This window comes from Agromyces selenitireducens (assembly GCF_052748465.2).
Window position 1 is genome coordinate 1,316,926 of record NZ_CM188259.1, and the last position, 25,758, is coordinate 1,342,683.

General features: G+C 72.9%; 23 protein-coding genes. 12 read left to right on the top strand and 11 right to left on the bottom strand.

Annotation, left to right across the window (positions count from 1 at the left end; all coding sequences use genetic code 11):
* The first annotated feature begins 109 nt into the window (after positions 1-109).
* Positions 110-1,888 (top strand): ABC transporter ATP-binding protein, encoded by a 1,779-nt coding sequence (locus tag ACULK4_RS06150; protein ID WP_445965251.1) that lies wholly within the window; start codon positions 110-112, stop codon positions 1,886-1,888.
* On the opposite strand, the gene ACULK4_RS06155 is transcribed toward ACULK4_RS06150, so the two are convergent.
* Both ACULK4_RS06155 and wecB read right to left on the bottom strand, forming a co-directional pair.
* Complete coding sequence (locus ACULK4_RS06155) at positions 1,881-2,990, bottom strand: glycosyltransferase (protein WP_445965252.1); 1,110 nt, start codon at positions 2,988-2,990, stop codon at positions 1,881-1,883. The genes ACULK4_RS06150 and ACULK4_RS06155 overlap by 8 nt on opposite strands.
* On the bottom strand, positions 2,987-4,054 hold the full coding sequence (gene wecB, locus ACULK4_RS06160) for a non-hydrolyzing UDP-N-acetylglucosamine 2-epimerase (RefSeq protein ID WP_445965253.1): 1,068 nt from the start codon (positions 4,052-4,054) through the stop codon (positions 2,987-2,989). The genes ACULK4_RS06155 and wecB overlap by 4 nt, the downstream gene beginning before the upstream one ends.
* 37 nt (positions 4,055-4,091) lie before the next feature.
* Between wecB and ACULK4_RS06165 the strand changes: the two genes are divergently transcribed.
* Genes ACULK4_RS06165 through ACULK4_RS06175 form a run of 3 tightly spaced genes read left to right on the top strand, consistent with a single transcriptional unit; the run spans position 4,092 to position 7,597 of the window.
* Positions 4,092-5,192, top strand: coding sequence for a glycosyltransferase family protein (locus tag ACULK4_RS06165; RefSeq protein WP_445965254.1), 1,101 nt, complete (start codon positions 4,092-4,094; stop codon positions 5,190-5,192).
* Positions 5,193-5,237: 45 nt separating this feature from the next.
* Positions 5,238-6,374: a glycosyltransferase gene (locus tag ACULK4_RS06170; protein ID WP_445965255.1), complete on the top strand. Its 1,137-nt coding sequence runs from the start codon at positions 5,238-5,240 to the stop codon at positions 6,372-6,374.
* Positions 6,371-7,597: a CgeB family protein gene (locus tag ACULK4_RS06175; RefSeq protein WP_445965256.1), complete on the top strand. Its 1,227-nt coding sequence runs from the start codon at positions 6,371-6,373 to the stop codon at positions 7,595-7,597. Before ACULK4_RS06170 ends, ACULK4_RS06175 begins: the two co-directional genes overlap by 4 nt.
* A gap of 39 nt (positions 7,598-7,636) precedes the next feature.
* On the opposite strand, the gene ACULK4_RS06180 is transcribed toward ACULK4_RS06175, so the two are convergent.
* The 4 genes from ACULK4_RS06180 to ACULK4_RS06195 form a co-directional block, all read right to left on the bottom strand.
* Positions 7,637-9,556: a glycosyltransferase gene (locus tag ACULK4_RS06180; protein ID WP_445965257.1), complete on the bottom strand. Its 1,920-nt coding sequence runs from the start codon at positions 9,554-9,556 to the stop codon at positions 7,637-7,639.
* 46 nt (positions 9,557-9,602) lie between these two features.
* Complete coding sequence (locus ACULK4_RS06185) at positions 9,603-10,832, bottom strand: lipopolysaccharide biosynthesis protein (RefSeq protein WP_445965258.1); 1,230 nt, start codon at positions 10,830-10,832, stop codon at positions 9,603-9,605.
* Positions 10,833-10,899: 67 nt separating this feature from the next.
* Positions 10,900-12,174, bottom strand: a complete 1,275-nt coding sequence (locus ACULK4_RS06190; RefSeq protein ID WP_445965259.1) for an O-antigen ligase family protein — start codon at positions 12,172-12,174, stop codon at positions 10,900-10,902.
* Entirely contained in the window at positions 12,171-13,535 is a 1,365-nt protein-coding gene (locus ACULK4_RS06195) for an O-antigen ligase family protein (RefSeq protein ID WP_445965260.1), read from the bottom strand. Before ACULK4_RS06195 ends, ACULK4_RS06190 begins: the two co-directional genes overlap by 4 nt.
* Before the next feature lie 73 nt (positions 13,536-13,608).
* Here ACULK4_RS06195 and ACULK4_RS06200 point away from each other — a divergent pair, with 73 nt between their 5' ends.
* The gene (locus ACULK4_RS06200) at positions 13,609-14,910 is read left to right on the top strand and encodes a UDP-glucose dehydrogenase family protein (RefSeq protein WP_445965261.1); all 1,302 of its coding nucleotides are present in this window, start codon (positions 13,609-13,611) and stop codon (positions 14,908-14,910) included.
* Positions 14,911-14,976: 66 nt separating this feature from the next.
* On the opposite strand, the gene ACULK4_RS06205 is transcribed toward ACULK4_RS06200, so the two are convergent.
* A complete protein-coding gene (locus ACULK4_RS06205) occupies positions 14,977-16,155 on the bottom strand; it encodes an acyl-CoA dehydrogenase family protein (protein WP_445965262.1) in 1,179 nt (392 codons plus the stop codon).
* 106 nt (positions 16,156-16,261) lie between these two features.
* Here ACULK4_RS06205 and manA point away from each other — a divergent pair, with 106 nt between their 5' ends.
* Positions 16,262-17,509 (top strand): mannose-6-phosphate isomerase, class I, encoded by a 1,248-nt coding sequence (gene manA, locus ACULK4_RS06210; protein ID WP_445965263.1) that lies wholly within the window; start codon positions 16,262-16,264, stop codon positions 17,507-17,509.
* Positions 17,510-17,588: 79 nt separating this feature from the next.
* The gene (locus ACULK4_RS06215; RefSeq protein WP_445965264.1) at positions 17,589-18,560 is read left to right on the top strand and encodes an acyltransferase family protein; all 972 of its coding nucleotides are present in this window, start codon (positions 17,589-17,591) and stop codon (positions 18,558-18,560) included.
* A 91-nt stretch (positions 18,561-18,651) separates the two neighbouring features.
* Here the strand turns inward: ACULK4_RS06215 and ACULK4_RS06220 are convergent, their stop codons facing one another.
* Positions 18,652-19,029, bottom strand: coding sequence for a hypothetical protein (locus tag ACULK4_RS06220; protein ID WP_445965265.1), 378 nt, complete (start codon positions 19,027-19,029; stop codon positions 18,652-18,654).
* 42 nt (positions 19,030-19,071) lie between these two features.
* Positions 19,072-20,277: a phosphotransferase gene (locus ACULK4_RS06225; protein ID WP_445965266.1), complete on the bottom strand. Its 1,206-nt coding sequence runs from the start codon at positions 20,275-20,277 to the stop codon at positions 19,072-19,074.
* A gap of 114 nt (positions 20,278-20,391) precedes the next feature.
* On the opposite strand from ACULK4_RS06225, the gene ACULK4_RS06230 reads away from it, so the two are divergent.
* Positions 20,392-21,882 (top strand): sensor histidine kinase, encoded by a 1,491-nt coding sequence (locus ACULK4_RS06230; RefSeq protein WP_445965267.1) that lies wholly within the window; start codon positions 20,392-20,394, stop codon positions 21,880-21,882.
* Positions 21,879-22,535 (top strand): response regulator transcription factor, encoded by a 657-nt coding sequence (locus tag ACULK4_RS06235; RefSeq protein ID WP_445965268.1) that lies wholly within the window; start codon positions 21,879-21,881, stop codon positions 22,533-22,535. The genes ACULK4_RS06230 and ACULK4_RS06235 overlap by 4 nt, the downstream gene beginning before the upstream one ends.
* Positions 22,536-22,553: 18 nt before the next feature.
* Here the strand turns inward: ACULK4_RS06235 and ACULK4_RS06240 are convergent, their stop codons facing one another.
* Together ACULK4_RS06240 and ACULK4_RS06245 are read right to left on the bottom strand one after the other, a co-directional pair.
* Positions 22,554-22,853 (bottom strand): hypothetical protein, encoded by a 300-nt coding sequence (locus ACULK4_RS06240; RefSeq protein ID WP_445965269.1) that lies wholly within the window; start codon positions 22,851-22,853, stop codon positions 22,554-22,556.
* Positions 22,854-22,954: 101 nt separating this feature from the next.
* Entirely contained in the window at positions 22,955-23,911 is a 957-nt protein-coding gene (locus ACULK4_RS06245; RefSeq protein ID WP_445965270.1) for a GlxA family transcriptional regulator, read from the bottom strand.
* A gap of 100 nt (positions 23,912-24,011) precedes the next feature.
* Here ACULK4_RS06245 and ACULK4_RS06250 point away from each other — a divergent pair, with 100 nt between their 5' ends.
* From ACULK4_RS06250 to ACULK4_RS06260, 3 genes are all read left to right on the top strand, one after another.
* Positions 24,012-24,161, top strand: a complete 150-nt coding sequence (locus ACULK4_RS06250) for a hypothetical protein (protein WP_445965271.1) — start codon at positions 24,012-24,014, stop codon at positions 24,159-24,161.
* A 54-nt stretch (positions 24,162-24,215) separates the two neighbouring features.
* Positions 24,216-25,184: a UDP-glucose 4-epimerase GalE gene (gene galE, locus ACULK4_RS06255; protein ID WP_445965272.1), complete on the top strand. Its 969-nt coding sequence runs from the start codon at positions 24,216-24,218 to the stop codon at positions 25,182-25,184.
* A gap of 166 nt (positions 25,185-25,350) precedes the next feature.
* The gene (locus tag ACULK4_RS06260) at positions 25,351-25,674 is read left to right on the top strand and encodes a WhiB family transcriptional regulator (protein WP_336572884.1); all 324 of its coding nucleotides are present in this window, start codon (positions 25,351-25,353) and stop codon (positions 25,672-25,674) included.
* Positions 25,675-25,758 lie beyond the last annotated feature (84 nt).

Consider the following 25,758-nt stretch of genomic DNA (forward strand, 5'->3'; position numbering starts at 1 on the left):
ATCCTATCAGCCGTCCGCCGGACGACCGGTGGGACGTGAAGCACAGCGGAGCCGCATGTCGCGTGTGGGAGGATGATCCCCGCGACACGCGAGAGGAGAATCTGGTCTCGTGAAGCTCATCTGGCGCACACTGCGCCGCCTGCTCCCGATCCTGCCGGCCGGGGAGCGCTCGTTCCTCACCTGGTTCATGGTGCTCTCGAGCGCGCTCGCCGTGCTCGACATCCTCGCGCTCGGCCTGCTCGCGCTCTCGCTCGGATCGATGGTGCAGGGCCTGCCCATCCAGCTGCCGTTGATCGGCGAGATCGGCGTCGACGGGTACGTCTGGGTGCTGCTCGTGGTCTCCCTGCTGATCATCCTCAAGTCGGGCCTCAACGTGCTCCTGCAGTGGATCGCGACGCGGAACTTCGCCAAGTACGAGCTCGCCGTGGGCGACCGGCTGTTCGATGCGTACATCCGCGCCCCGTGGGTCGAGCGCATCACGCGGAGCACCTCGCAGCTCGTCCGGCTCGTGGATGTGGGGGTCGCGACGACGACCTCCGGCTTCCTGCTCCCCGTCATCACGATCCCGTCCCTCATCACGACGTTCGTCGCGGTGTTCGTCGTCGTGCTCGTCGCGGCGCCGCTCACGGCGTTCATCACGCTCGGCTACCTGGGGCTCGTGGGGCTCGTGCTCTATCGCTGGGTCTCGCGACGCGCGGTGCAGGCCGGCCGGGTCAACCGCGACTACTCGATCAAGGCCGCGAGCGTCATGACCGACATGGTGAACGCCCTGAAGGAGATCACGCTTCGCAACAAGGCGGCGGAGGTCGCCGCGAACGTGCACCGCAACCGCATCATCTCGACCCGGGCGCGCGCGAACCTGTACTTCCTCGGCAGCGTCCCCAAGTTCGTGCTCGACGGCGCCCTCGTGGGCGGCTTCATCCTCGTCGGCGGCGCCGCCTACCTGGTCGACGGGCTCTCGGGCGCGATCGCGGCGGTCGCGCTGTTCGGCGTGTCGGGCTTCCGCATCGTCCCCTCGCTCATCTCCTTCCAGGGGCTGCTGACCAACGCACAGGCCAACGCGCCCCACGTCGAGATGGTGGTCAACGACGTGGAGGACGCGCAGGACCACCTCGATCGGGCCGAGCGCATCGGACACGAGCCGCTGCAGGGGGACCCGCGCCGTCTCGTCCTCCGCGACGTGGCGTTCTCGTACCCCGGATCCGACCGTCCGGCGGTCGAGGGCATCGACCTCGACATCCCGATCGGCTCGACCGTCGGCCTCGTCGGACCGTCGGGTGCGGGCAAGTCGACCATCGTCGACATCCTGCTCGGCCTCATCTCGCCGTCGCAGGGGTCGATCGAGGTCGACGGCGTGCCGCTCGAGCGCGTGCTGGCCGCCTGGCGCGACCGCGTCGGGTACGTGCCCCAGCAGGTCGCGCTGTTCAACGGCTCCGTCGCGCAGAACGTCGCGCTCTCCTGGGAGGGCGAGATCGACTACGACCGCGTCCGGCGGGCGCTCGAGCGCGCCCAGCTCTGGTCCGCGGTCGAGGCGCGGCCCGGAGGGATGGACTCGCGCATCGGCGACGCGGGCATCTCGCTCTCGGGCGGTCAGCGACAACGACTCGGCATCGCTCGCGCGCTCTACAGCGAGCCGCTCGTGCTGGTCCTCGACGAGGCCACGAGCGCGCTCGATACGAAGACCGAGGCGGATGTCGCCCAGGCCATCCGCGAGCTCCAGGGCAAGGTGACCGTCGTGTCGGTCGCGCACCGGCTCTCCACCGTGCGCGACAACGACCAGCTCTGCTACCTGAGCGACGGTCGGATCGTCGCCAAGGGCACGTTCGCCGAACTCGTCGCCGGAGTTCCCGACTTCGCGGTGCAGGCGGCCCTCGCCGGCCTCACCTGACCGGCGCGTCCTCCGCGGCCGGCCGTGCGGCCCGCTCCAGCTCGCGGCGCACGCTGCGGTGGGCGAGCGCGAGCGGGAGCGGAGCGTCCAGCGCGAGCGCTCTCAGGGGGTTCCGCGTGAGCGCAGTGCGCGGTCGCGGGAAGGGTCGACGCGCGACCGCGAGGGCCACGATGCGATCGCTGCTGCGCGCCTCCCCGACGGCGGCGAGCAGGTCCAGCTCGGCGAGCGCGAGGACCCCCAGCACCTCGGGGGCGAGCGCGCAGATGCGTCCGGCGACGTCGGCGAGGCTCGCGAGGTCCTCGGCCCCGATGCCGACCTCGGCGCGGTTGTCGATGGAGCCGAAGACGTGGCGGCGCAGGAGCTTGGCGGCGATCGTGCGACGCTCCCTCGGGCCGAGCGGGGCGGCGGCGTCGAGCATCGGCCCGAGCCATCCGAATTCGGTCGCGACCGGGCGCGGGGTCGTCGTGGTCCGCGTGGCGGCATCGTCGTGCACGACGTACGCGGGCCCGTCGAGGTCGAACGCGATCCGCGCACCGGAGAACCACACCGTCGTGGAGTAGGGCAGGTCTTCGCCGTTGGCGATGCCGAGCGGGAACCGGAGCCGGCCGAAGCGGGCCCGGGAGACGAGGCCGAGCGGCGCGCTCCGGTACACGAGGCGGTCGCGGACCGGATCGAGCCGGTCGCGGCGGCCGCGCCGGGCCGGAGGCGTGGGGACGATGCCCCCGTCGGCCATGACGATGCGAGGCAGCACCACCTCGGCGCCGTCACGGGTCGCGGCGAGCCACGAGTCGACGGCGCCCGGCTCGAGAGAGTCGTCGGATCCCATCACCGACGTGAAATCGGCGTCCGAGGCGTCGAGGCCGGCGTTGAACGGCGCGGACGGGCTCCGCACGCCGTCCGCCACCTCGAGCAGTCGGAGGCGGGGCGATTCGGCGAGCTGGCCGAGACGCTGCGCGATCGCCGATGCGGGGAGGTTGTGGCAGACGACGATCACGCGGACGCGGTCGGAGTTGTGGTCGAGCACCGAGCCGACGGCGCGACGGATGTCGCGGTCGGTCGTGTGCACGGGGATCACGACGTCGGCCGTCGGCGGCGCGGTCATGCGCGGCGGGCGCTCAGGGCGTCGATCACGCGCTCGGCGGCGCGCCCGTCCCCGTAGGGCGCGGCGTCGGTGTCGGCGGGACGGGGTCGCTCCGTCGCCGCGGCGATCTCCTCGGGCGTGTTCGCGAGCACGTTCCAGCCGAGGTCGACCGTCTCGGCCCACTCGGTCTCGGTGCGGACCGTGGTGCACGGGACCCGGAGGAGGAACGCCTCCTTCTGGAGACCGCCGGAGTCGGTGACCACGCCGCGGCTGCCGAGCACCGCGCGGACCAGCTGCGGGTAGGCGAGCGGCTCCCGCACGCGGATCGCGCCGCGTCCGAGCTCGATCCCGGCGTCCCGGGCCTTCGCGACCAGGCGCGGATGGGCGAGCAGCACGATCGGGTGGGGCGACGAGGCCAGCCCCTCCACGATGCGTTCGAGGCGGCGCGGGTCGTCGGTGTTCTCGGCGCGGTGGATGGTCGCGAGCGAGTACTCGCCGTCGCCCATGCCGAGTTCGTCGGCGAGCGGCGCGGGCGCGTCGGCCACGCGGTCGCGGACGAGGTGGAGCACGTCGGTCATCACGTCGCCGACGAGCATCGAACGCTCGGCGAGCCCCTCTGCCGCGAGGTGCGACATCGCCGCCTCGGTGGGTGCGAGGCACAGGTCGGCGGCGTGGTCGGTGAGCACGCGGTTGTGCTCTTCGGGCATGCGACGGTTCCTCGAGCGCAGGCCGGCCTCGAGGTGGGCGACCGGCAGGTGCAGCTTGACGGCGCTGAGCGCCCCGGCGAGCGTGGAGTTGGTGTCGCCGTAGACCAGCACCCAGTCCGGGGCCGCCGTCTCGAGCACGTCGTCCATCGCGGCGAGGATCGCGCCGGTCTGCACGCCGTGCGAACCCGAGCCGACGCCGAGGTGCACGTCGGCGTCGGGGATGCCGAGGTCGCGGAAGAAGACGTCGCTCAGCATCGGGTCGTAGTGCTGGCCGGTGTGCACGATCACGTGCTCGACGCCCGCGGCCGAGGCTGCCGCGGCGACCGGCGCGAGCTTCACGAACTGCGGCCTGGCGCCGACGATGCTGACGATCCTCACGGGGTTCGAGCCTAGCCGAACCTGTTAGCGTCGAGCCGTGAGCGGACCCGAAGTCGACGTGGTGATCGCCGTGCACTCCCCGGAGCGACCCGTCGAGCGCGCGGCGCGTTCGGTCCTCGAGGGCACCGACGCCGACGTCCGCGTCACCGTCGTGTGCCACGGGACGCCCGAGGAGGGGATCGGCCGTCGGCTGGGCCGGCTGGCCGAGGATCCTCGACTCCGGCTCGTCCGGCACGTCGACGGGATCGCCAGCCCGTCGGGGCCGTTCAACGCGGGGCTCGACCTCGCGGACGCGCCGTTCACGTCGATCATGGGCTCGGACGACGAGCTCGGCCCGGGGGCGGTCGACGGGTGGCTGAGGGTGCAGCGCCGCGACCGTGCGGACGTGGTCCTCCCACGGCTCGAGTACACGTCCGGACGCCGGGTGGGGTCGCCGCCGGTCCGGCCCTTCCGATCGCGCCGGCTCGACGGCGTGCGGGATCGGCTCGCGTACCGGTCCGCACCGCTCGGGCTGGTGTCGCGCTCGCGCTTCGGGCACCTCCGGCTGACGCCCGGCATGCGCAACGGCGGCGACCTCGCGTACGTCGGACGCCTCTGGTACTCGGGCGCGGCGATCTCGTTCGCGCGTGACGCACCGCCCTACGTGATCCACGACGACGCGTCCGACCGGGTCACGCTCGCACCGAAGCCCGTCGCCCGCGAGCTGGCCTGGCTCGACGACCTCGCCGACGCCGAGTGGTTCGCCGCGCTCCCCGCCGACGCGCGGCGGGCGCTCGCCGTGAAGTTCGCGCGCGTGCACGTGCTCGGCGCCGCCACGTCGCGGGCGGTCGCCGGGTCGATCGCCGACGACGACCGGGCGGCGCTCGTGCACGCCGTCCGCGTGATCGCGGCGATCGACCCGGCGTTCGTGCGGTCGCTCTCCTCCGCCGACGCGGCGCTGGTCCGCGACCTGCTGGCGGATGCCGCATCGGCGGAGCGCATCGTCGCCGCCGGTCGCGCGAGGCGGGTGCCTCGTCGGATCGCCGACTTCACGACGTCGTCGCCGCTCGACCTGCTCCGGCGCGACGCACCCGTCAGGCTCACGGTCGGCTCCGTGCTGGTGTCCCGCATACCGACCCGGACGGCGGGGCGCAGGTAGAATCGCACACCGTGGCGCCCGGGCACCGGGTGGTGAGGAGACCCGGTGAACCGACCCCGACTGCTGATCATGTCGTTCTCGCGCATCGAGGGTGACGCGCGAGTGCTGAAGCAGGTGAGGCTCTTCGCCGACCGGTTCGAGGTGACCACGTTCGGCTACGGGGAGATGCCGCCGGGTGCCGTTCGGCACATCCGGATCCCGGACGGCGCGGGCGCCGACCGGCCGCGCGACCGCGAGCTCATCCTCCGCCGCTACGCCCGTGCGTACGCCGACCTGCCGGGCGTGCGATTCGGCCGCGAGGCGCTAGCGGGCGGCGACTGGGACGTCATCATCGCCAACGACCCCGAGACGGCGCCGCTCGCGCTCGAGGTCCGCCGTCCCGGTACCGGGGTCCACTGCGACCTGCACGAGTTCTCGCCCACCCTGCACGAGGAGAGCCGGCGGTGGATGCGCCGGAGATCCCCTTACCTCGCGTGGCTCATCCGCCGCCATGTCGCGCGAGCCGACAGCTGGACGACGGTCGGCCAGGGGCTCGCCGAGCGATACCGTCGCGACTTCGGCATCGACGCGCGCGTCGTCGTGAACGCCTCCCCGTACGCCGACCTCGCACCGCTGCCGGTCGGGTCGCCGCTTCGGCTCGTGCACAGCGGGGCGGGGCTCCGCAATCGACGACTCGAGGTGATGGTCCGGGGGATGCAGCTCGCCCGGTCGGACGCGACGCTCGACCTGTACCTCACGCGGAACCATCCGGACTACCTCGACGAGCTCCGCGCCCTCGCAGCCGAGGGCGGCCGGGTCAGGGTGCTCGACCCGCTCCCGTACGACGAGCTCATCCGCACGCTCAACGGCTACGACGTCGGCGTGTTCGTGCTCCCGCCCACGACGTTCAACTACCGCAACGCCCTGCCGAACAAGCTGTTCGACTACATCCAGGCCCGGCTCGCGATCCTGGTCGGGCCGTCGCCCGAGATGGCGCGCATCGTGGAGGAGCGCGACCTGGGGGTCGTCAGCGACGACTTCACCGCCGAGTCGCTCGCCGCCGCGATCGAATCGCTCGACGCCGACCATGTCGCCGCGTGCAAGCGGGCGGCGGACGCGGCGGCGCACGAGCTCAACGCCGAGTCGACCGTGGGGGAGTGGGACGCCGCCGTGACCGCCCTCGCCGAGCGGAGCCGGGGGTGACGGGGCTGATGGCGCGGCTCGCCGCGGTGCGCGCCGCACTTCCGCGGCCGGTGGACCGCGCCGTCGGGGCGATCGTCGGCGCGGTGCCCGAGCGGCTGCAGATGCGCCTGAACCCCGGCGCGTTCGGGTTCACCGCGGCCGACATCCCGCCGCCCGTCGCGCCGCCGACCGGCGACCGGCGCCTGCTCGTCGCGCCCGTGAACTTCGCCGGCCAGGGGAACGCGTGGGCGCGGGCAGCGGAACGGCTCGACGGCGTCGGCGCGGTCAGCATGTCGTACCGCGCAGCGGGCGCGTTCGGCTTCCCGAGCGACTACGAGGTGCCGACGCGGGTCTTCGTCCGCTCGCGGGACTGGCAGCGGCGTCATCTCCGTGCCGTCACCGGCGGCTTCACGCATGTGCTGATCGAGGCGGAGCGTCCCGTGTTCGGTCGGCTCTTCGATGAGGACGTCGAGCGGGAGGTCGCCGCCCTGCGCGACGCGGGCCTGCGGGTCTCGATGGTCTGCCACGGGTCCGACATCCGCCTGCCCAGCCGCCACCGGGAATCCGAGCCCGACTCGCCGTTCGTGCCCGGCGGCTACGCCGAGACCGAGCGCCTCGAGGAGGCCGCGCGCCGCCATCGCGGCATCCTGGACCGGCTCCGCGCACCGGTGCTCGTGTCGACGCCCGACCTGCTCGCGGACGTCCCCGAGGCCGTGTGGCTGCCCGTCGTGGTCGACGAGCACTGGTTCGAGGCTGCCGGGACTCCACCGCTGCAGTCGGAGCGCCCCCTCGCGGTGCACGTCCCGAGCCGGGCCGGCCTCAAGGGCTCCGACCTCATCGAGGAGACCATGCGCCGACTGGATGCCGAGGGCGTCGTGCGCTACGAACGCCGCGAGAACGTTCCCGCACAGGACATGCCCGCGCTGTACGGGCGCGCGGACATCGTGCTCGACCAGTTCTCGCTCGGCATCTACGGGGTCGCCACGTGCGAGGCGCTCGCCGCGGGCCGCGTGGTCGTCAGCCACGTGAGCGATCGCGTGCGCGAGCACGTCCGGTCGGCGACGCGACTCGAGCTGCCCGTCGTCGAATCCCGCGCCGACGGGCTCGATCGGGTCATCCGCGAGATCGTCGCCGACCGCGAGGCGTTCCGACGCCGTGCGGCGCTGGGGCCGGAGTTCGTCCGCGCCGTGCACGATGGCCGTCGTTCGGCGAAGGTGCTCGGCGCCACGGTCCTGGCGGACTGAGCACGGCCGGCCTCGCGGCCGGGCGCCGCGCCGCCCGGGTCAGCGCTCGAAGGTGCGGCGCCAGGCCTCCGGCGACGTGATCTCCGGCAGCGCCTCGCGGTACTGCTTCGAGAGCTCGGGCCAGCGACGCTTCAGCTCGCGGTGCAGCCGGCGGCTCTGGCGGACGAGACGCCGGAAGGTGCGCGGGTCGCGCGTGTAGCGCACCTTGCCGGTGCCGTCGGCGGTCGAGACGAGCGCGCTGTCGTAGACGGGCAGGCGGAACCAGGTCGCGTCGCGCTTGGCGAGCTCGACCTGGGGGGCCGCGATGTTCCGCGGCTGCGGCTTCGTGAACCACTGGCGCGCGACCATCCGGGCGGTGAAGAGCACGAGCGGGATGCCGCGCGGACCCTTGCCGGGCTTGCCGTCGGGGCCGAGCGGGAAGACCTTCTTGCCCTCGACGGTCGCCGGCACCTCCTCCTCGGTCTTCAGCACGGTCTTCTCGGGGAACCGCTTCGCCTCGGCGCGGAGCTCGCCGAGGATGCTGCCGAGCTCGGCCTGCATGTGCTCGGGCCCCCGCAGGATGTCGCGGAGCGCCCGGTGTCGCAGCGTCACCGGGTAGTACTGCATCGAGAGCAGGTGACGCAGGTCCCACCGCCAGCTGTCCTCCGGGAGCTGTCCGCCGCCGTCGTGCGGGGAGTGCAGCAGCGCCGCGACGAAGCGGTTGCGGGCGTGGAAGTACGCCTGCCAGTCGATCGAGTCGTCCTTGTCGAGCCACGACACGTGCCAGAGCGCCGCGCCGGGCAGCGACACGGTGGGGTAGCCGTGCTCTCGGGCGCGCAGGCAGTACTCGGCGTCGTCCCACTTGATGAACGCCGGGAGCGCGAGGCCGGCGTCGCGGAGGGTCGCCGTGGGGATGAGGCAGAACCACCAGCCGTTGTAGTCGGCGTCCATGCGGGCGTGCATCCACCGCGTCTGCCGGAGGTTGCTGAACCGGAAGTCGTGCGGGACCTCGTCGTGCGGTTGCGCATGCCACATGAACGGCCCGAGGTCCATGCTCTCGGCGAAGGCGTGCATGACGGGTCGGTCGAGCAGGTCGAACATGTGGCCGCCGACGATCACGGGCTGCGTCGCGTACCGGGCGAACCGCACCGACCGGGCGATGCTCTCGGGCTCGATCGTGACGTCGTCGTCGAGCAGGATGACGTACTCGCTCGCACCGGCCTCGAGCGTCTCGAGCATCGAGCGCGCGAAGCCGCCCGAGCCGCCGAGGTTCGCCTGCTCGATGACCTCGAGCCGATCGCCCATGCGCTCGGCGATGCCCGGGTACTCCTTGCGGTCTCGGACGAGCTGCGTGCCCTGGTCGACGACGTAGACACGGTCGAGCACCTCGTCGACCGAGGCGTCGGAGGCGAGCGCCTCGAGCGTGCGCACGCAGTAGTCGGCCTTGTTCATCGTGGTGATGCCGATCGAGGCGCGTCCGTCGCGCACCGCGGCGACATCCGTCTCCCACGCCGCGTCGGCGAGCACGACCTCGCCGCGACCCGCGACGATGTCGAACCAGTACCAGCCGCCGTCGCCGAAGGTCGTGACGGGCAGGTCGACGTGCACGGTGGCGCCCGCTCCCGAGAACGACTCGGACGCCACGCGCTGGGGCACGCCCTGCGCGGTCGAGCGATAGACGAGCAGCGTGCCCGACCCGCTCAGGGTCGCGCGCAGGCGGATGCGGTCGACGACGGTCCAGTGCTGCCAGTACGACGCCGGGAACGCGTTGAAGTAGCCCGCGAACGACATCCGCTCGCCGGATGCCACGCGGAAGCGGTCGCGACCCAGCACGTCGTCGATGTGCGCGCGGTCGCTCACGCGCACCTCGCGTGTTCCGAACCGGGCCCACACGTCGGCGTCGACGTAGAGGGGCAGGACGTCGGGGTCGCCGTCCTGCGGGAAGACGACGCGCTGCAGCTCGGTCCAGGTCGAGGTCACTGGTTTGCTCTCCGGGGAAGTCGGTGGGGCCGACGACCGCCGGCCGCTACGAGCCTACCGCCACCGGCGGCCGGAGGCGGGGCGCGAGCTTCCACAGCTGCACGCCCAGCACCGCCAGCTCGGCGGCGGCGAGGCCCCACGCCACGCCGGGCGCGCCGATGAGCAGCAGCAGCGGGAACATGAGCGCGGTCCCCACGACCGCGCCCGCGATCGTGCTCGTCGACAGGACGCGCGACATCCCGAGCGCGGTCAGGCAGGCGAAGCCCGTGAGCTGCGAGGCGAGGATCGCGGCGAGGTTGACGCCCATCGGGATCGCGAGGTCCCAGCCGATCTCGAGCGCGCCTCCCGAGAGGATCCCGCCCGCCCACGGCGCGAGGAGCGCGTACGCGAGGCCGCCGAGCACGCCGAGCACGAGCGCGATGCCCGCGACCTTCCGCGCGCGCGCGGCGAGCGCCGCCGGGTCGGGGTGCGGCACCCAGCCCTGCGCGACCTGCACGATCGGGCGGGTCGCGTAGAGCGCGAGGCGCACCATCCGCTCGGCCAGGGCGTACACGGCCGTCGCGGCGGGCACGAACAGCTCGACGAGCACGATCGGAACGTTCACGTACACCGACGACGTCGCCGACATCGCGACCGTGTGGCCCTGCCCCCGCAGGTTGCGCACCGCGCGCACGGGGGACAGCGTCATCCGCCAGCCGCGGTGCCGTCGCAGGATGTCGACGGTGCAGATGAGCGCCGACACCACCACGCCCGCCAGCTGCAGTGCCGCGAACCATACGGCGTCGCCCGTCGCGATGACGGCGCCGGCGCCGGCGAGCGTGCCGACGAGCCGCGGCGCGGTGTCGAGCAGCAGGAATCGGATGGGGCTGCGCTCGCCGACGTAGAACCAGCCCGCGCCGAGCGCCACGAGGATGCCGCTGATCGTGGTGAGTGCGGCGAGCAGGGGCTGCGCCGGCGTGATCGCGATCGCCACGACCACCGCGACCGGCACGACGACGAGGCTCAGCCACACGCGGCTCAGCACGGAGTCCGCGAAGTAGCGGCCGCGCTCCTCGACCGGGCGCGACGCGACCTCGGTCGGCCCGACGACTCCCCAGCCGTACACCGCGAGCACGAACGCGAAGCCCGAGACGGCCTGCGCGACCGCGATCGTCGCCCACGACTCGGTGCCCGCCGCGATGATGACCGCCGGGATGACCAGCAGACTCACGATGCCGCTGAGCACCACCGAGAGGCCGTACCCGCCCAGCGCGCGCGCGATCACGCCCCTGCGCATGCGGTCCTCCTCGTCGGTCGGGCAGCGCGCCCGTCGGCATGCGCTGGATCCGCCCCATTCTGCCGCATCACCCGGCCGGGTCGGGGCCGCGGGCCGCGGCGAGCGCGTCGCGCCAGCTCATGTCGCGAGCTGCCTTGACCGCGCACACGACGACGAGCAGCCAGCCGCCCTCCTGCAGCGCGAAGCTCTCGGCGAAGCTCGTGACGGCGACCGCGACGAGCACGAGGGCCGGCCACAGGTAGACGACGCTGCGCCGGTTGGACGCGAGCAGCCATGAGCGCACGAGGGCGACGCCGACGAGCGCCGCGAAGAGCAGCATGCCGATCACCCCGACCTGGAAGTACGCGTCGATCCAGGCGCTGAGCGCCGACGTGAGCTCCCGGCCGATGGCGCGCTCGATCCAGACGTACGGCGCGGAGTCCGGCCAGCGGCCCATCCAGCCCCAGCCCTGCAGGGGGTTCGCGGCGAGGTAGCGGGACACCTCGCGCCAGACGTCGAGGCGCACGTCGAACTCGCCCCGGGCGTCGAGGAGCTCGATGATGCGGATGCGCAGCACCCAGCCGGTGACCAGCCCGACGACCGCGGTGGCGAGCAGGGCGAGCTGCCACCGCCAGCGGCTCGGTGCGGGCACGCGACGGAGCCCGTAGAGCGCCGCGAGCGCGACGAGCGACGCGCCGAGCGCGATCCACGTGACCGGCGAGCCGGCGAGCACGATGCACAGCGCGGCGAGCACGACCGACGCGATCGACCTGCCGCGCGGCACGCTGCGCGTGCGCCATTCGACGATGAACGTGAGCAGCGCGATGAGCGCGACGAATCCGAGGAAGTTGCGCGAGCCGAACACGCCCTGGATGGGCCCGAACGACGCGATGTCACCGGCGATGCCGAGGAACACGATCGGCAGGTCGAGCAGGATTCCGGAGAGCACCTCGAGCGCGATGGACAGTGCGAGCAGCAGCCGGAGCACGTCGCCGAAGGCCCGCACGATCTGGATCGTGTCGCGCATGAGCGCGACGTACAGGCCGAGCACGCCGAACGCCACGAGGTAGGCGACGCGCAGCAGCGTCGTGCCCGGCGCCTCGCTCCAGATGACGGACGCCGCCGCCCAGCCGACGAACACGAGGATCGTGAGCGGCAGGATGCCGTACCACTCGACGGCGCGCCAGCGGGCGACGAGAGAGAGCCCGCACAGGACGAGGAGCACCGTGAGTGCGGCGAGCAGCCCGGGCCAGCCGATCATGGCGCGCGCGGCGTGGGTCGAGAACGCGAGCCCGACCGCGATGAGGGTGAGCGCCTGTGCGAAGCGCGCCGATCCGGCGAACTCGCGCAGCGCCGACCTCACTGACGCACCCGGGGTCGGGTGAAGCGGCGCGGCCACCGCGTCGGCGTCAGCGCCGGCAGCGGTTCGGGCGCCCACTGGCGACGCTTCGTGCCCCACGCGATGGCGATGAGCAGCACCCACCCGGACTCGATGAGGATGCGGCTCTCGGCGAGCGACTGGCCGATGAGCGCGACGAGCGCCAGCAGCGGGATGAGCGATGCGGCCGAGTAGGGCACGCGCGCGCCCCGCTCGTCCATGGGCGGGTCGACGGCGAGGAACCACGATCGCCACAGCGCCCCCGCGACGATCGAGGCGAACGCGACGAGGCCGACCACGCCGAGCTGCATCCAGACGTCGAGCCACGCGTTGTGGGCCTGCAGGTACTCGACGCCCTTGCGGACGGCGAGCCCGTCGAACGGCTCGACCCAGGGGACCCAGTATCCGATCCAGCCCCAGCCGAGCCAGGGCCGCTCGGTCGCGAGCCCGACCACGGCCTCCCAGATGTCGAGGCGGCCGGTGAGGTCGTCGCCCTTGCCGAACAGCTCGAGCAGCGCATTCCAGAAGACGATGAGCAGGGCGACGGATGCCGCGAGCACCCCGGTCGCGGCCGCGTACACGCCGCGCCGCCGGTCGGGCCCCACGCGCCGGGCCCACAGCGCGAAGGCGAGCGCGACCGCGACGACCACGGCGACGAGGATCACGGTGGCCGACCGGGTCAGGACGAACGCGAGCCCCGCGACGACGAGCCATCCGATGCCCTGGGCCCGGCGCATGCCGCCGCTGGCGAGCAGCGCGCCGAACAGGATGATCGCGAGGAGCGCGGCCATCGCGAGCAGGTTGCGGCTCGCGACGATGCCCTCGATGGGGCCCCCCTCGAACAGCAGTGCCCTCGACCAGTAGAAGGCCATCGGGATCGACTCGGCGTCGGGGTCGAAGTCGGGGAAGTTGGGGAGCAGCGGCTCGCGCACGAACAGCGCGACCCAGAGTTCGAACAGCAGCGACAGGGCGAGCAACCACTTGAGCGCGCCGCCGAGTGCACGGAGGAACCCGTGCCAGCCGAGCGAGAGTGCGAGCGAGAGGGCGACGAACGTCGTGATCAGCAGCAGGCCGACACCCAGCACGCTCGCCGCGGGATAGAAGGACCAGGCGATCGAGAGCGTCGCGATGAGCACGAACGCGAGCGTCGACTTCGGCACCCGGCGCCACGCGAGCTCCGGTCGGGCGGACCACCACAGCCAGGCGGCGCCGATCACGACGAGCGCCACGATGATGCCGAAGCCCCACCAGCCGAGCAGGTTGCGCCAGAACTGGCCGGCGAACGCGGTGAACAACGCGAACGTCGCGAACGCGCCCTCGAGCGAGTGCCGTCGTCCGGTGGTCATGCGCACAAGGCTATCGCGGCCGGAGCGGCCGTCCGTGGGCCAGAATGGGCATGGTCCGTCAGAAGGAGCCCCTGTGAAGATCTCGGTCGTCGGATGCGGTTACCTGGGCGCGGTGCACGCCGCGGCGATGGCGAGGCTGGGGCATGACGTCGTCGGCGTCGACACGGATCCAGCGAAGATCGCGAAGCTCGAGGCGGGCGCCGCGCCGTTCTTCGAGCCGGCCCTCGACGAGCTGCTCCGCGAGGGCGTCGACTCGGGCCGGCTCCGCTTCACGACCGACCTCGCCGAGGCCGCCGACGCCGAGGTCCACTTCGTGGCGGTGGGCACGCCGCAGCTGCCGAACGCCGACGGCGCCGACCTCCGGTACGTCAACGGCGCGTTCGACGCGCTCGCGCCCGTGGCATCCGCCGGTTCGCTCATCGTGGGCAAGAGCACGGTGCCGGTCGGCACGGCGGCCGACCTCGTGGGGCGCCTACGGCAGGCGGGCTCGGCGGCACTCGTGGCGTGGAACCCGGAGTTCCTGCGCGAGGGCTTCGCCGTGGCCGACACGCTGACCCCCGACCGGCTCGTGTACGGCGTGGACGACGAGCGCGCGACCGAGCTGCTCGACCGGGTCTACGCCGACATCATCGAGCAGGGCACGCCCCGCATCGTCACCGACTTCGCCACCGCCGAGCTCGTGAAGACCGCTGCGAACGCCTTCCTCGCCACGAAGATCAGCTTCATCAACGCCATGGCCGAGATCGCCGAGGCGACCGGGGCGGATGTCACGACCCTCGCCGACGCGATCGGCCACGACGCGCGCATCGGCCGCCGCTTCCTCAACGCGGGCATCGGCTTCGGCGGCGGCTGCCTGCCCAAGGACATCCGCGCGTTCACCGCGCGCGCCGAGGAGCTCGGCCGCGCCGAGTCGGTGGCGTTCCTCCGCCAGGTCGACGCGATCAACCTGCGCCGCCGCGAGCGCGCGGTCGAACTCGCGGTCGAGATGCTCGGCGGTTCGGTGTACGAACGGCGCGTCGCGGTGCTCGGCCTGACGTTCAAGCCGGACTCCGACGACACGCGCGACTCGCCCGCGCTCGACGTCGCGGCCCGGCTGCACGGGCTGGGCGCCCAGGTGCGCGCGACCGATCCGCACGGGATCGAGAACGCCCGGCTGCGGCATCCGCAGCTCGACTACGTCGCGACGGCGGAGGACGCGCTGCAGGGCGCCGACCTCGCGGTGCTCGTCACCGAATGGCGCGAGTACCGCGACCTGAAGCCCGCCGCGGTGGCCGCGCTCATGGCCGAGCCGCGCATCATCGACGCGCGCAACGTCCTCGACCCGGGCGCGTGGCGCTCGGCCGGGTTCGCGTACCGAGGACTCGGCCGTTCGTAGACGACGGATGCCGCGGCGCGACGTGCGCCCCGCGGCATCCGCTCACGCCGGACCGCCGTGCCGGGCTCAGACGAACGCGGCCTCGCCCGTGATCGCGCGGCCCACGATGAGCGTGTTCATCTCGCGCGTGCCCTCGTAGGAGTAGAGCGCCTCGGCGTCGGCGAAGAACCGCGCGACGTCGTACTCGAGCACGATGCCGTTGCCGCCGCACGCCTCGCGCGCCCACGCGACGGTCTCGCGCATGCGCTCGGTGGCATACGCCTTCGCGAGTGCCGAGTGCTCGTCGCGCGGCTCGCCGCGATCGAGCATCTCGGAGACGCGCACGACCATGCCGAGCGAGGCCGTGATGTTGCCGAGGCACTTCACCAGCAGGTCCTGCACGAGCTGGTGCGCGCCGATCGGCTTGCCGAACTGCACGCGTTCCTTCGAGTACCGCACGGCGGCCTCGTAGGCGCCGATCGCGGTGCCGACCGCGGACCACGCGACTTCCGCGCGCGTCTGGCGGAGCACCGCGGCGGTGTCGCGGAACGAGTTGGCGTTCTGCAGCCGCAGCGACTCGGGCACGCGGACGTCGGTGAGCGTGATGTCGGCGTTCTGCACCATCCGCAGGCTCACCTTGCCCTCGATCTTCGTCGCCTCGTAGCCGGGCGTCGACGTCGGGACGATGAAGCCCTTGACCTGGCCGTCGGCCTCGTCCTTGGCCCAGACGATCGTGATGTCGGAGAACGTGGCGTTGCCGATCCAGCGCTTCTGCCCGTTCAGCACCCACTCGTCGCCCTCGCGGCGCGCGGTCGTCTGCAGGCCGCGCGCCGAATCGGACCCGGACAGCGGCTCGGTCAGGCCGAACGCGCCGATGACCTCGCCCGACGCGAGCCTCGGGATCCACTCGCGGCGCTGCTCGTCGGAGCCGGCGACCGCGATCGACCCGGTCGCGAGGCCGTTCTGCACGCCCACGAAGGTGCCGACCGACGGGTCGACCCGCGCGAGCTCGAGCGCGACGAACCCGCGGAAGACGGCGGAGTTCTCGAACGGCTTCGTCTCGTCCCATGCGAACGACAGCGCGCCGAGGTCGGCGAGGGGCTTCACGACCTCCATCGGGAACTCGGCGCGTTCCCAGTAGCCGTTCACGATCGGCTTGACGTCGCGCTCGAGCCATTCGCGGATGGCGGCGAGGGCCCCCTTCTCCCGATCGGAGAGCTCGGATTCGTACGAGTAGAAGTCGCTCGCGAGCGGCTCGAAGGTCATGGGGGCTCCAATGCGGTGGTCGGACTCCCCGAGCCTAGGCACGGACCCGACCGGGTCCGCAGCCGTTGGTAGCCTGCTGCCAAACCCCGGAAGGACTCGCTCACGCATGTTTGTCGCCATCCGCAACACCCCGAGAGACTATGCGTGGGGATCCCACACCGCGATCGCCGAGTTCCGGGGCGTCGATCCGAGCGGCGGGCCCGAGGCCGAGCTCTGGCTCGGCGCGCACGCGGGGTCGCCCGCAGAGGTCGTCGACGCGGCTTCCGTCGGCGCCGCCGACCTCGCCGAGCTCATCGCGGCGAACCCGACCGCCGCGCTCGGACCGGCGCTCGCCCGCGAGGGCGCCCGGCTGCCCTACCTGCTGAAGGTCCTGGCCGCGGCACGGCCGCTCTCGCTGCAGGCGCATCCGACGCCCGAGCGCGCACGGGCCGGCTTCGCGGAGGAGGAGGCGGAGGGCGTGCCGATCGACGCGTTCGACCGCAACTACAAGGACCCGTTCCACAAGCCCGAGCTCATCGTCGCCGTGAGCGAGACGTTCGAGGCGCTGTCGGGGTTCCGCCCGCTCGACGAGGTGCGCGGCGTGCTGGAGGTGCTGCGAGCCGCGGATGCCGCGAGCGACGAGCCGCAGCCCGGCGCGATCGACCTGCTCGACGCGCGCCTCGCCGACAACGAGCCGCTGCGCGAGACCGTCGAATGGCTGCTCGAGGACGGCCGTGGCGGCGACACGGGCGAGGTCGCCTGGCTGGTCGAGCGGGTGACGGCGCTCGCAGCCTCGGAGGCTGCGCTCGCCTCGCCCTATGCGGCGTCGTTCCGCACCGTGGCGGACCTCGCGGCGGAGTACCCGGGCGACCCCGGCATCGTCATCTCGCTGCTCCTGAACCGGGTGACGCTTCGCCGCGGCGAGGCGCTGTTCCTCGCCGCGGGCAACGTCCACGCCTACCTGTCGGGTCTCGCCGTCGAACTCATGGCGGCAAGCGACAACGTGCTGCGCGGCGGTCTCACACCCAAGCACATCGACATCCCCGAACTGCTCGAGGTGCTCGACTTCACTCCGATCGACCCGCCGCTCCTGCCCGCGACCGAGGTCGCACCCGGCGTCGTCGAGTACCGCCCGCCCGTGCCCGACTTCACGCTGTACCGGGTCGGGGCGACGACGGACGCCGCGCGGCTGGCGCTGTCGGGTCCGGCGATCGTGCTCGCCGAGGGCGGCGACGTCGAGGTGACCGGCGGGTCGGGCACGAGGCGGATCGCGCGCGGAGAGGCGCTCTTCGCCTCACCGGATGAGGGCGTGCTGACGGTCGCCGCCGCCGACGCGGCCTGGGTCGCGACGACCGGGCACGCGGCCGACGACTGACCGGGCGCCGTCGACGCCGCAGGACGCGCGTCCTCGCGGCCATGGATCGTCCAGCGACGGCGTGCGTACAATACCCGGAATGTCCGCGACCGCATCCGTCAACCTCGCCGCGCCCCCGCGCGCGCGATCGGTCGCGCTCGATGTCGTGCGTGCGGTCGGCCTCGTCGCGGTCGTGCTCGGTCACGTCTGGGCGAACGAGCTGGTCCGGCCGCTGCTCTTCAGCTGGCACGTGCCGGTCTTCTTCGTGATCAGCGGGTACCTGTGGCGCGAGGGGCGCCCGCTGGGCGAGGAGGTGCGGCGGCGCACCCGGTCGCTGCTGGTGCCGTACGTGCTCTGGCTCGCGATCGTCACCGCCGCCTGGGCGGCGTTCACCGCGCTCGTGGTGTCGATGCGGCTTCCGGACCCCGTGGCGCTCATCCTCGGCGGGTCGCGGATCGGCGGGCAGTACGCGGCGTTCTGGTTCGTGACGGCCCTGGTCGCCGCCGTCGTGGCGATGCGGGCACTGTCGGCGGTGCGCCCGTGGCTGCCCGCGGTCGTGGGCGTCCTCGCGATCGCCGTCGCGACGGTGCAGCCCGACGTCGTCCGCTGGATTCCATGGTCGGTCGGCGTCGGTGTCATGGCCCTGCTCTTCCTCGCGGTCGGCGACGGTCTCCGTCGCGTGCGGCATCGCGTGCCCGCGCCGCTCGTGCTCGGCGTCGTGCTCGTCGTCGCCGGCCTCGTGCTCGCCGGTTCCGGCGTCGTGGCTCCCGTCGACCTGAAGGCCGCCGACGTCGGCACGCCGATCGCGGGTGTCGCCGTCGCCGTCGCGATCTCGTGCGGCTTGATCTTCGTGGCCGAGTCGCTCGCGCACCGGGTGCCCGAGTGGGCGGGGCGTGCCGCGACCGCCGTCGCGGGGGTGGCGATGCCGGTGATCCTCGGTCATGCCCTGATCATCGAGGCGGGGCGCCTCGTGGGCGTGCCCGGGCCGGTCATCTTCGTGCTCGCGCTCCTCGTGCCGATCGTGCTCGGGTTGCTGCTCGCGCGTACGCGCCCCGGCCGGCTGCTGTTGTAGGGGCCCTGCGACGCGGTCGTCCGCGTGCGGGCCCGGTCGGCGGGACGGTGCCCGACGCGGACCGGGCCCGTCCCGCCTCGACCGTCCGCCGTCAGTCGGCGGAGGCCGCCGACGCCGCCGACGGAGCCGAGGCTGCGGACGCCGGCGTCACGGGGGAGGCCGGCGTGGGCGGGGTCGCCGCGGAGACCGGCGTCGCGGGGGAGACCGACTGCGGCGCCTGGGTCGGGCTCGCGGCCGTCGAGGCGCTCGGTGCCGTCGATGCGGTCGGCGTGGCCGGCGAGGAGGTCGATGCGGGCGCGATGCCGGCGGGCGTCTCGCCCGAGACGGTGCCGGCCTGCTCGGGCTGCACGGTGCCCGGCACGTCCCGCAGTTCGAACGCGTTCGCCGCGGCCAAGGCGCCGCCGGCGACGAGGCCGAGGCCGAGGGTGCCCGATGCGCCGATCACGATCCAGCGCTTGGTCTTCTGCATGGTGCTTCTCCTTCGTGTCCGGGACGGGGTTCCGTCGTGGAATCAGGTTCCCGCGGGCGGATGAGGCGGCCGGGAGGACTCGGTGAGAGGGTCCTCATGCGCCGGGTGCCGCGGCGCGGCGAGCCGCTCGGCGGCGTCGACGAGGCCGACTGCACCGTCGGGGTCGTCCCGTGCGAACGCGGACTGCATCGCCTGCGCGAGCAGGTGTCCGACCGCGTGCGCGTGATCGGTTCCCTCCGGGCGTCCCAGCCAGGATGCCTCGGCGGCCGCCGCCAGCGCGCGGAACCCGGTCGCCCGGGAGACGTCGCCGGACCTGCCGGCCAGGACCACGCTCGCGAGCGCGTGCGCGACGAAGGCGCCCGAGTCGATGCCGGGATCGGCGGACGCGGCGGTGTCGACGTCGACGAGGCCCGTGATCGAGCGTCCGTCGTCGCCCACGAAGAGCTGGCCGGCGTGCAGGTCGCCGTGCACGGTCATCGGCGTGACGGATGCCGCGGCGGCGCGGCGCGCGGCGGACACGAGGGGTCCGAGCCGGCCGGACAGGCGCGGCATCCGCTCGGCGAGGCGGCTCGCGTACCAGCCTGCGCGCGACGCCACCGACGGGCGCGCGGAGGGCGGGATGCCCTCGATCGCGGCGATGCGACCCCGCAGCGCGCCCAGCTCGCGGACGAGCGCCTCGGCGTCCGCCTCGGCGACCACGGCGTCGAGCGGCGTGCCGTCGGCCGCGGCGAGGACGAGCAGTCCCGCCGGAGACCAGCCGAGGACCGGCGGCACGGGCACGCCGGCAGCGGCGAACGCGCGATGGCGACCCGCGATCCGCTCGACGAGGTCGGGTCGCACGATCTTCACGTAGACGGCGCTGCCGCCGACGCCGACGCGGATCACTGCGCGTCGCGTCGGTCGATAGGCGACGAGCTCGACCGACTCCACGGCGCCCGGCACGCCGAGCCTGGCGAGCAGCACGCCGACCGCATGCGGGAACGCGGCGGCCGCGAGGGCCGGCAGGTGCGGGTCGTCCGGGTGCACCCAGATCGCGGCCGGGTCGACCGATTCGTCGACGTAGACGACGCGGGAGGCGTCGGTCGCGTCGCCGCCGAGTGCGGCGGCGACCGCGGTGACGGACGCGGCCCCGCGCGGTTCGATCGCCAGCGTCGACATGCCGACCACGGTCTCGCCGGCCTCGGCGAGTGCCGCCGCGGCGACCTCCTCGGCGGTCGAGCGCGCGAGTGTCGTGCCGTCTCCCGTCATGCTCGCCATCCGACCGGGCGCGCACGTGAGGCGGGTGAGGCGCCCATGAGAGCTCTCTCATGATCGGCCCGGCACGGGGTCCGAACCGGCACGGCCGCTGCGAAGATGGCAGGGATGGACCGGACCGAGACACCAGCCCGGCCGCGCGCGTTGACGGTGCGCGGGCGGATCATCGGCGTCGTCGTCGCCGTCGCCGCGATCGGCATCTTCGTCTCGGGACTCGCGGCGTACGCCGTCGAGCGGCAGCGCGTGCTCGACGCCGTCGAGGACCGACTCCTCGCGAGCGTCGAGAGCGTGCGGTTCATCGTCGCCGACGGGGAGTGGACCGGGCTCGAGCCCGCGCTCGCCGCGGTCGTGCAGCAGGTCAACCCCGACGACAACGCCGGGTCGATGGGCATCATCGACGGCCGCGCCGCGCTCGTGCCGGGGATACCGGTCGATGTGCCGCTCGACCGGTATCCGGCGCTGGTCGACCGCGTCGTCGAGGAGACCGCGGGCGACCGTGTCGTGACCGGCACCTACGTAGCCGACGACGGCGTGGCGCTGCGCTACATCGCGACGCCCGTGCGCCTCTCCGGCGACCCCGCCGAGGGGGTGTTCGCCAACGCGTACGACCTCGGCGCCGAGCTGTCCGAGATCGACGGCGCCGCCCGGGTGTTCACCCTGGCCGCGATCGTGATGCTCGCGGTCCTCGCATTCGTGGCGTGGGTCGTCGCGGGGCGGCTGCTCCTGCCGCTCCGGGAGCTGCGGGAGACCGCGGCGCGCATCACCGCGACCGCGTCGGGCGAGCGGATCCCCGTGCGCGGACGCGACGACGTGTCCGAGCTCACCGTGACCGTCAACGACATGCTGGATCGTCTCGAGGGCGCGCTCGAGAGCCAGCGCCGGCTGCTCGACGACGTCGGGCACGAGCTCAAGACGCCGATCACGATCGTGCGCGGCCACCTGGAGCTGCTCGACCCGACCGACCCGGCGGAGGTCCAGGACGCCCGGGAACTCTCGATCGACGAGCTCGATCGCATGTCGGTGCTCGTCGGCGACCTCACCGAGATGGCCCGGCTGGGCGCGCCCTCCGCGCTCGAGCAGGTCGAGACGGATGTCGCGGACCTGACGCGCTCGATCGTCGCCAAGGCGCGCGCGATCGCCGGCGCCGAGGTCGGTGACGGCCCCGTCGCCGAGGTCCGCGCCGTGCTCGACCCGGCGCGGATCACCCAGGCGGTGCTCCAGCTCGCCCAGAACGCGGTGACGCACGGGGGCGGCGCGTTCACGATCGGGTCGCTCGTGGATCCAGCCACGGGCGAGCTGCGCTTCACCGTCGCCGACCGCGGTCCGGGCATCCCCGAGGCGCAGCGCGAGCGGGTGTTCGAGCGCTTCGGCCGCGCCTCGGAGGGCCGCGGTGCGAGCGGCTCCGGACTCGGGCTGTCGATCGTCGACGCGATCGCCCGCGCGCACGGCGGACGCGTCGAACTCGCGAGCACGCCCGGCTTCGGCGCGGCGTTCACGCTCGTCCTGCCGGACCGCGCCCCGTTCGCGGGCGACGACGTGCGCACGCTGCCCCTCCCGATGGCCGGCATCGCCGAGGCCGTGAGGGGGACGACCCGATGAGCGCCGTCCTGATCGCCGAGGACGAGGACCGGATCGCCGCGTTCGTCGGGAAGGGACTGCGCGCCGCCGGCTTCGCGGTGCAGCGCGCCGCGACCGGCGAGGAGGCGCTCGAGCGCGCGCTCTCGGGCGAGTTCGACCTCATGGTGCTCGATGTCGGCCTGCCGGGCATCGACGGCTTCGAGGTGCTCGCACAGCTCCGCGGCTCCGGGTCGACGCTGCCCGTCGTGATGCTCACCGCGCGGACGTCCGGAGCGGACACCGTCGCCGGCCTCGAGGGGGGCGCGAACGACTACATGCCGAAGCCGTTCCGGTTCGACGAGCTCCTCGCGCGCATCCGGCTGCGGATGACGGAGCGGCCCGCGGAGGCCGGCGCCGATCTGACGCACGCGGGAATGACCCTCGACGTGCGCACGCGACGGGTGCGGATCGGCGGAACCGACGTCGACCTGTCGGCGCGCGAGTTCGCGCTGGCCGAGGAGTTCTTCAGGCATCCGGGCCAGGTGCTGAGCCGCGAGCAGCTGCTGAGCCGGGTCTGGGGCTACGACTTCGACCCGGGCTCGAACGTGGTCGACGTGTACGTGCGCTACCTGCGCGGCAAGCTCGGCCACGAGTGCATCGAGACCGTGCGCGGGATGGGCTACCGGCTGGCCTGATGGGGCGCCGCGACGCGGTCAGTCGTCGTCGTCGTCATCATCGTCATCATCGTCGTCATCGACGTCGACCGGCGGAGGCGCCGGAACCGGGCGCGGCGTCTCGCTCGGTGCCGGCGTCGCCGTCGCGGGGGGCGTCGTGGGGACGACGAGCGGATCGCCGTCGATCACGGGCGCGACGTCGATGTGCTCGCCCGGTCGCTCGGCCGTTCCCGAGGCCGCCCACGCGAACCCCAGGCCGAGGGAGGCGGCGACGGCCACGGCCGAGACGGCGACGATCGCGCGTCGCCGCAGGCGCGTTCGGCGTGACGGTTCCTCCACTCCTCATTGCTACCACCGGACGGGGTGCGCGACGAGCGGGCATGAGAGCACTCTCATGTTCGGGGCGGACCGATGCCGGATGCCGCGGCATCCGTCACCCGTCAGCCGGCCTGACGCGGGCCGAACACGCGGCGGTACTGCGTCGGCGTCGTCTGCAGCACCTTCACGAAATGGTGCCGCATGACCGCGGCCGCGCCGAAGCCGGTCTCGCGTGCGATCTCCTCGAGGGTGAAGTCGGTCTCCTCGAGGAGCTGCTGCGCGCGGAGCAGGCGCTGCCGATTCAGCCACGCGTTCGGAGTGGTGCCGGTCTCGGCCCGGAACTTGCGGGCGAACGTGCGCGGCGACATGAGCGCCTTGCGGGCGAGGCGGTCGACGGTGAGGTCCTCGTCGAGGTGCTCGAGCATCCACGCGAGCACCTCGGCGAACGAATCGGTGCGGCACTCGACGATCGGCGTCTGGATGAACTGGGACTGGCCGCCGTCGCGCTGCGGGGGCACGACCATGCGCCGGGCGATGATGTTGGCGGCGCTCGCACCGAGCTCGGTGCGCACGATGTGGAGCGCAGCGTCGATGCCGGCCGCGGTGCCCGCGCCGGTGACGACCCGGCCGTCCTGCACGAAGAGGACGTCGGGATCGACCTCGGTGCGGGGGAACATCTCGGCCATGCGCTCGGTGTACATCCAGTGCGTGGTCGCGCGGCGACCGTCGAGCACGCCCGCGCGACCCAGCGTGAACGCGCCCGAGCACACGCTGAGCACCCACGCGCCGCGGTCGACGGCCTCGCGGATCACCTCGAGCACCGCCGGGTGGGCCGGCTCATCGATGAGCGACGCGGGAACCGCGACGAGGTCGGCGGTGCGCGCGGCGTCGAGGCCCTCGTGCACGACGACGTCGAAGCCGAGCTTCGTGGCGATGGGACCCGGCTCGGCGGCGACGACGTGGAAGTCGAACGCCGGACCGCCCTGCTCGGAGCGGTCGATGCCGAACACCTCGCAGATCACGCCGAACTCGAACGGCGCCATCTGCGGGACGGCGATGCAGGCGATGGAGTGGAGCACGGCGGCCTCCCTGAGCCGGCCAGCACGCTGGCAGGAATGTGTCGATCAGTGGCGAGTCTGCCACTGTCGGCAGGATCTTGCAAGGGGCAGAATTCCTGCCATGGACATCATCTTCTTCCTCGTGCTGGCGACGCTCGCCGTGTGGGGTGTCGTGGCGACGCTCACGCGGCTCGACTCCGACGGCTACGGCCGCCCGGAGATCCGCGACCGCGTGCGCCACGTCGAGAACCTGCCGACGCGCAACGCCTGATCCCGCCCGCTAGCATCGTCACGACGTCGGAGGCGCCGGCGGCGGAAGGCGGACATGAGCTGGCTGGTCACCGGGGGAGCGGGGTACATCGGGGCGCACGTCGTGCGCGCGTTCCGGGCGCAGGGCATCGACACGGTCGTCGTCGACGACCTCTCGTCCGGCCGCAGGGGCTTCGTGCCCGAGGGCGCCCCGTTCGTCCAGGGCACCATCCTCGACGGCGCGCTCCTCGAGCGGACCATGGCCGACCACGGCGTGCAGGGCGTCGTGCACCTCGCCGGCTTCAAGTACGCGGGCGTCTCGGTGCAGCGTCCCCTGCACACCTACCAGCAGAACGTCACCGGCACCGCCACCCTTCTCGGGGCCATGGAGTCCGAAGGAGTCGACCGCATCGTCTTCTCGTCGAGCGCGGCCGTGTACGGCACTCCCGATGTCGACCTCGTGACCGAGGAGACCCCGAAGCGGCCCGAGTCGCCCTACGGCGAGTCGAAGCTCATCGGCGAATGGCTGCTCGCCGACCAGGGCCGCGCCACGGGGCTCCGCCACACCTCGCTGCGGTACTTCAACGTCGTCGGTTCGGGCACCGACGACATCTTCGACCCGAGCCCGCACAACCTCTTCCCGCTCGTCTTCGACGCGCTGCTCGAGGGCCGCACGCCGCGGATCAACGGTGCCGACTACGCGACGCCCGACGGGACCTGCGTCCGCGACTACATCCACGTCGCCGACCTGGCCGATGCGCACGTCGCCGCCGCCCGCCGCCTCGACGCCGGCGAGACCGTCGAGCCCGTGTACAACCTCGGTTCCGGCCGCGGGGTCTCGGTCGGTGAGATCATGCGCGAGGTGGCGAACGTCACGGGCATCGACTTCGCCCCCGAGGTCGGCCCCCGCCGCCAGGGCGACCCCGCGCGCATCGTCGCCTCGGGCGACCTCGCCGCGCGCGACCTCGACTGGCGCATGCGGCACGGCCTGGCCGACATGGTCGCGAGCGCGTGGGCGGCCCGCCGGGCGGCATCCGTCGGCTGACCTCGCATCACGAACCGGACACGCCGTCAGCGTGTCGCGGCGACGTTGAAGCCTCGACGGGCCGTTGAGGGTTTACGATTCGCGACTTGACTCAGCGGAATTACACCGGTGTAATTGGTCGAGACACACCCCTCGGGGATGTCGGTACAACTGGGTGGGAGACGATATGGGCAAGCCTGAATATCGTTCTGGGGTACCTGAGGATTGGTTCGTCGACCCTGTGCGGCTCGGCGTTCCGGGGGTTCGCGGGGTCGCAGACGACGACGACAATCAACTGGCATGGCAGACCGACGCGCTGTGCGCGCAGACGGATCCGGAGGCGTTCTTCCCCGAGAAGGGCGGCTCCACGCGCGACGCGAAGAAGATCTGCTCCGGCTGCGAGGTGCGCTCCGAATGCCTCGAATACGCGCTCGGCAACGACGAGCGGTTCGGCATCTGGGGCGGACTCTCCGAGCGCGAGCGCCGAAAGCTGCGCCGCCAGGCCGGCTGAACGCCGGGGCGTACGGCGTGCCGAATCATGGCACGCCCGATGCGATGACGGATGCCTCGGGGTGCGCCGCCTAGGCTTGCCCCG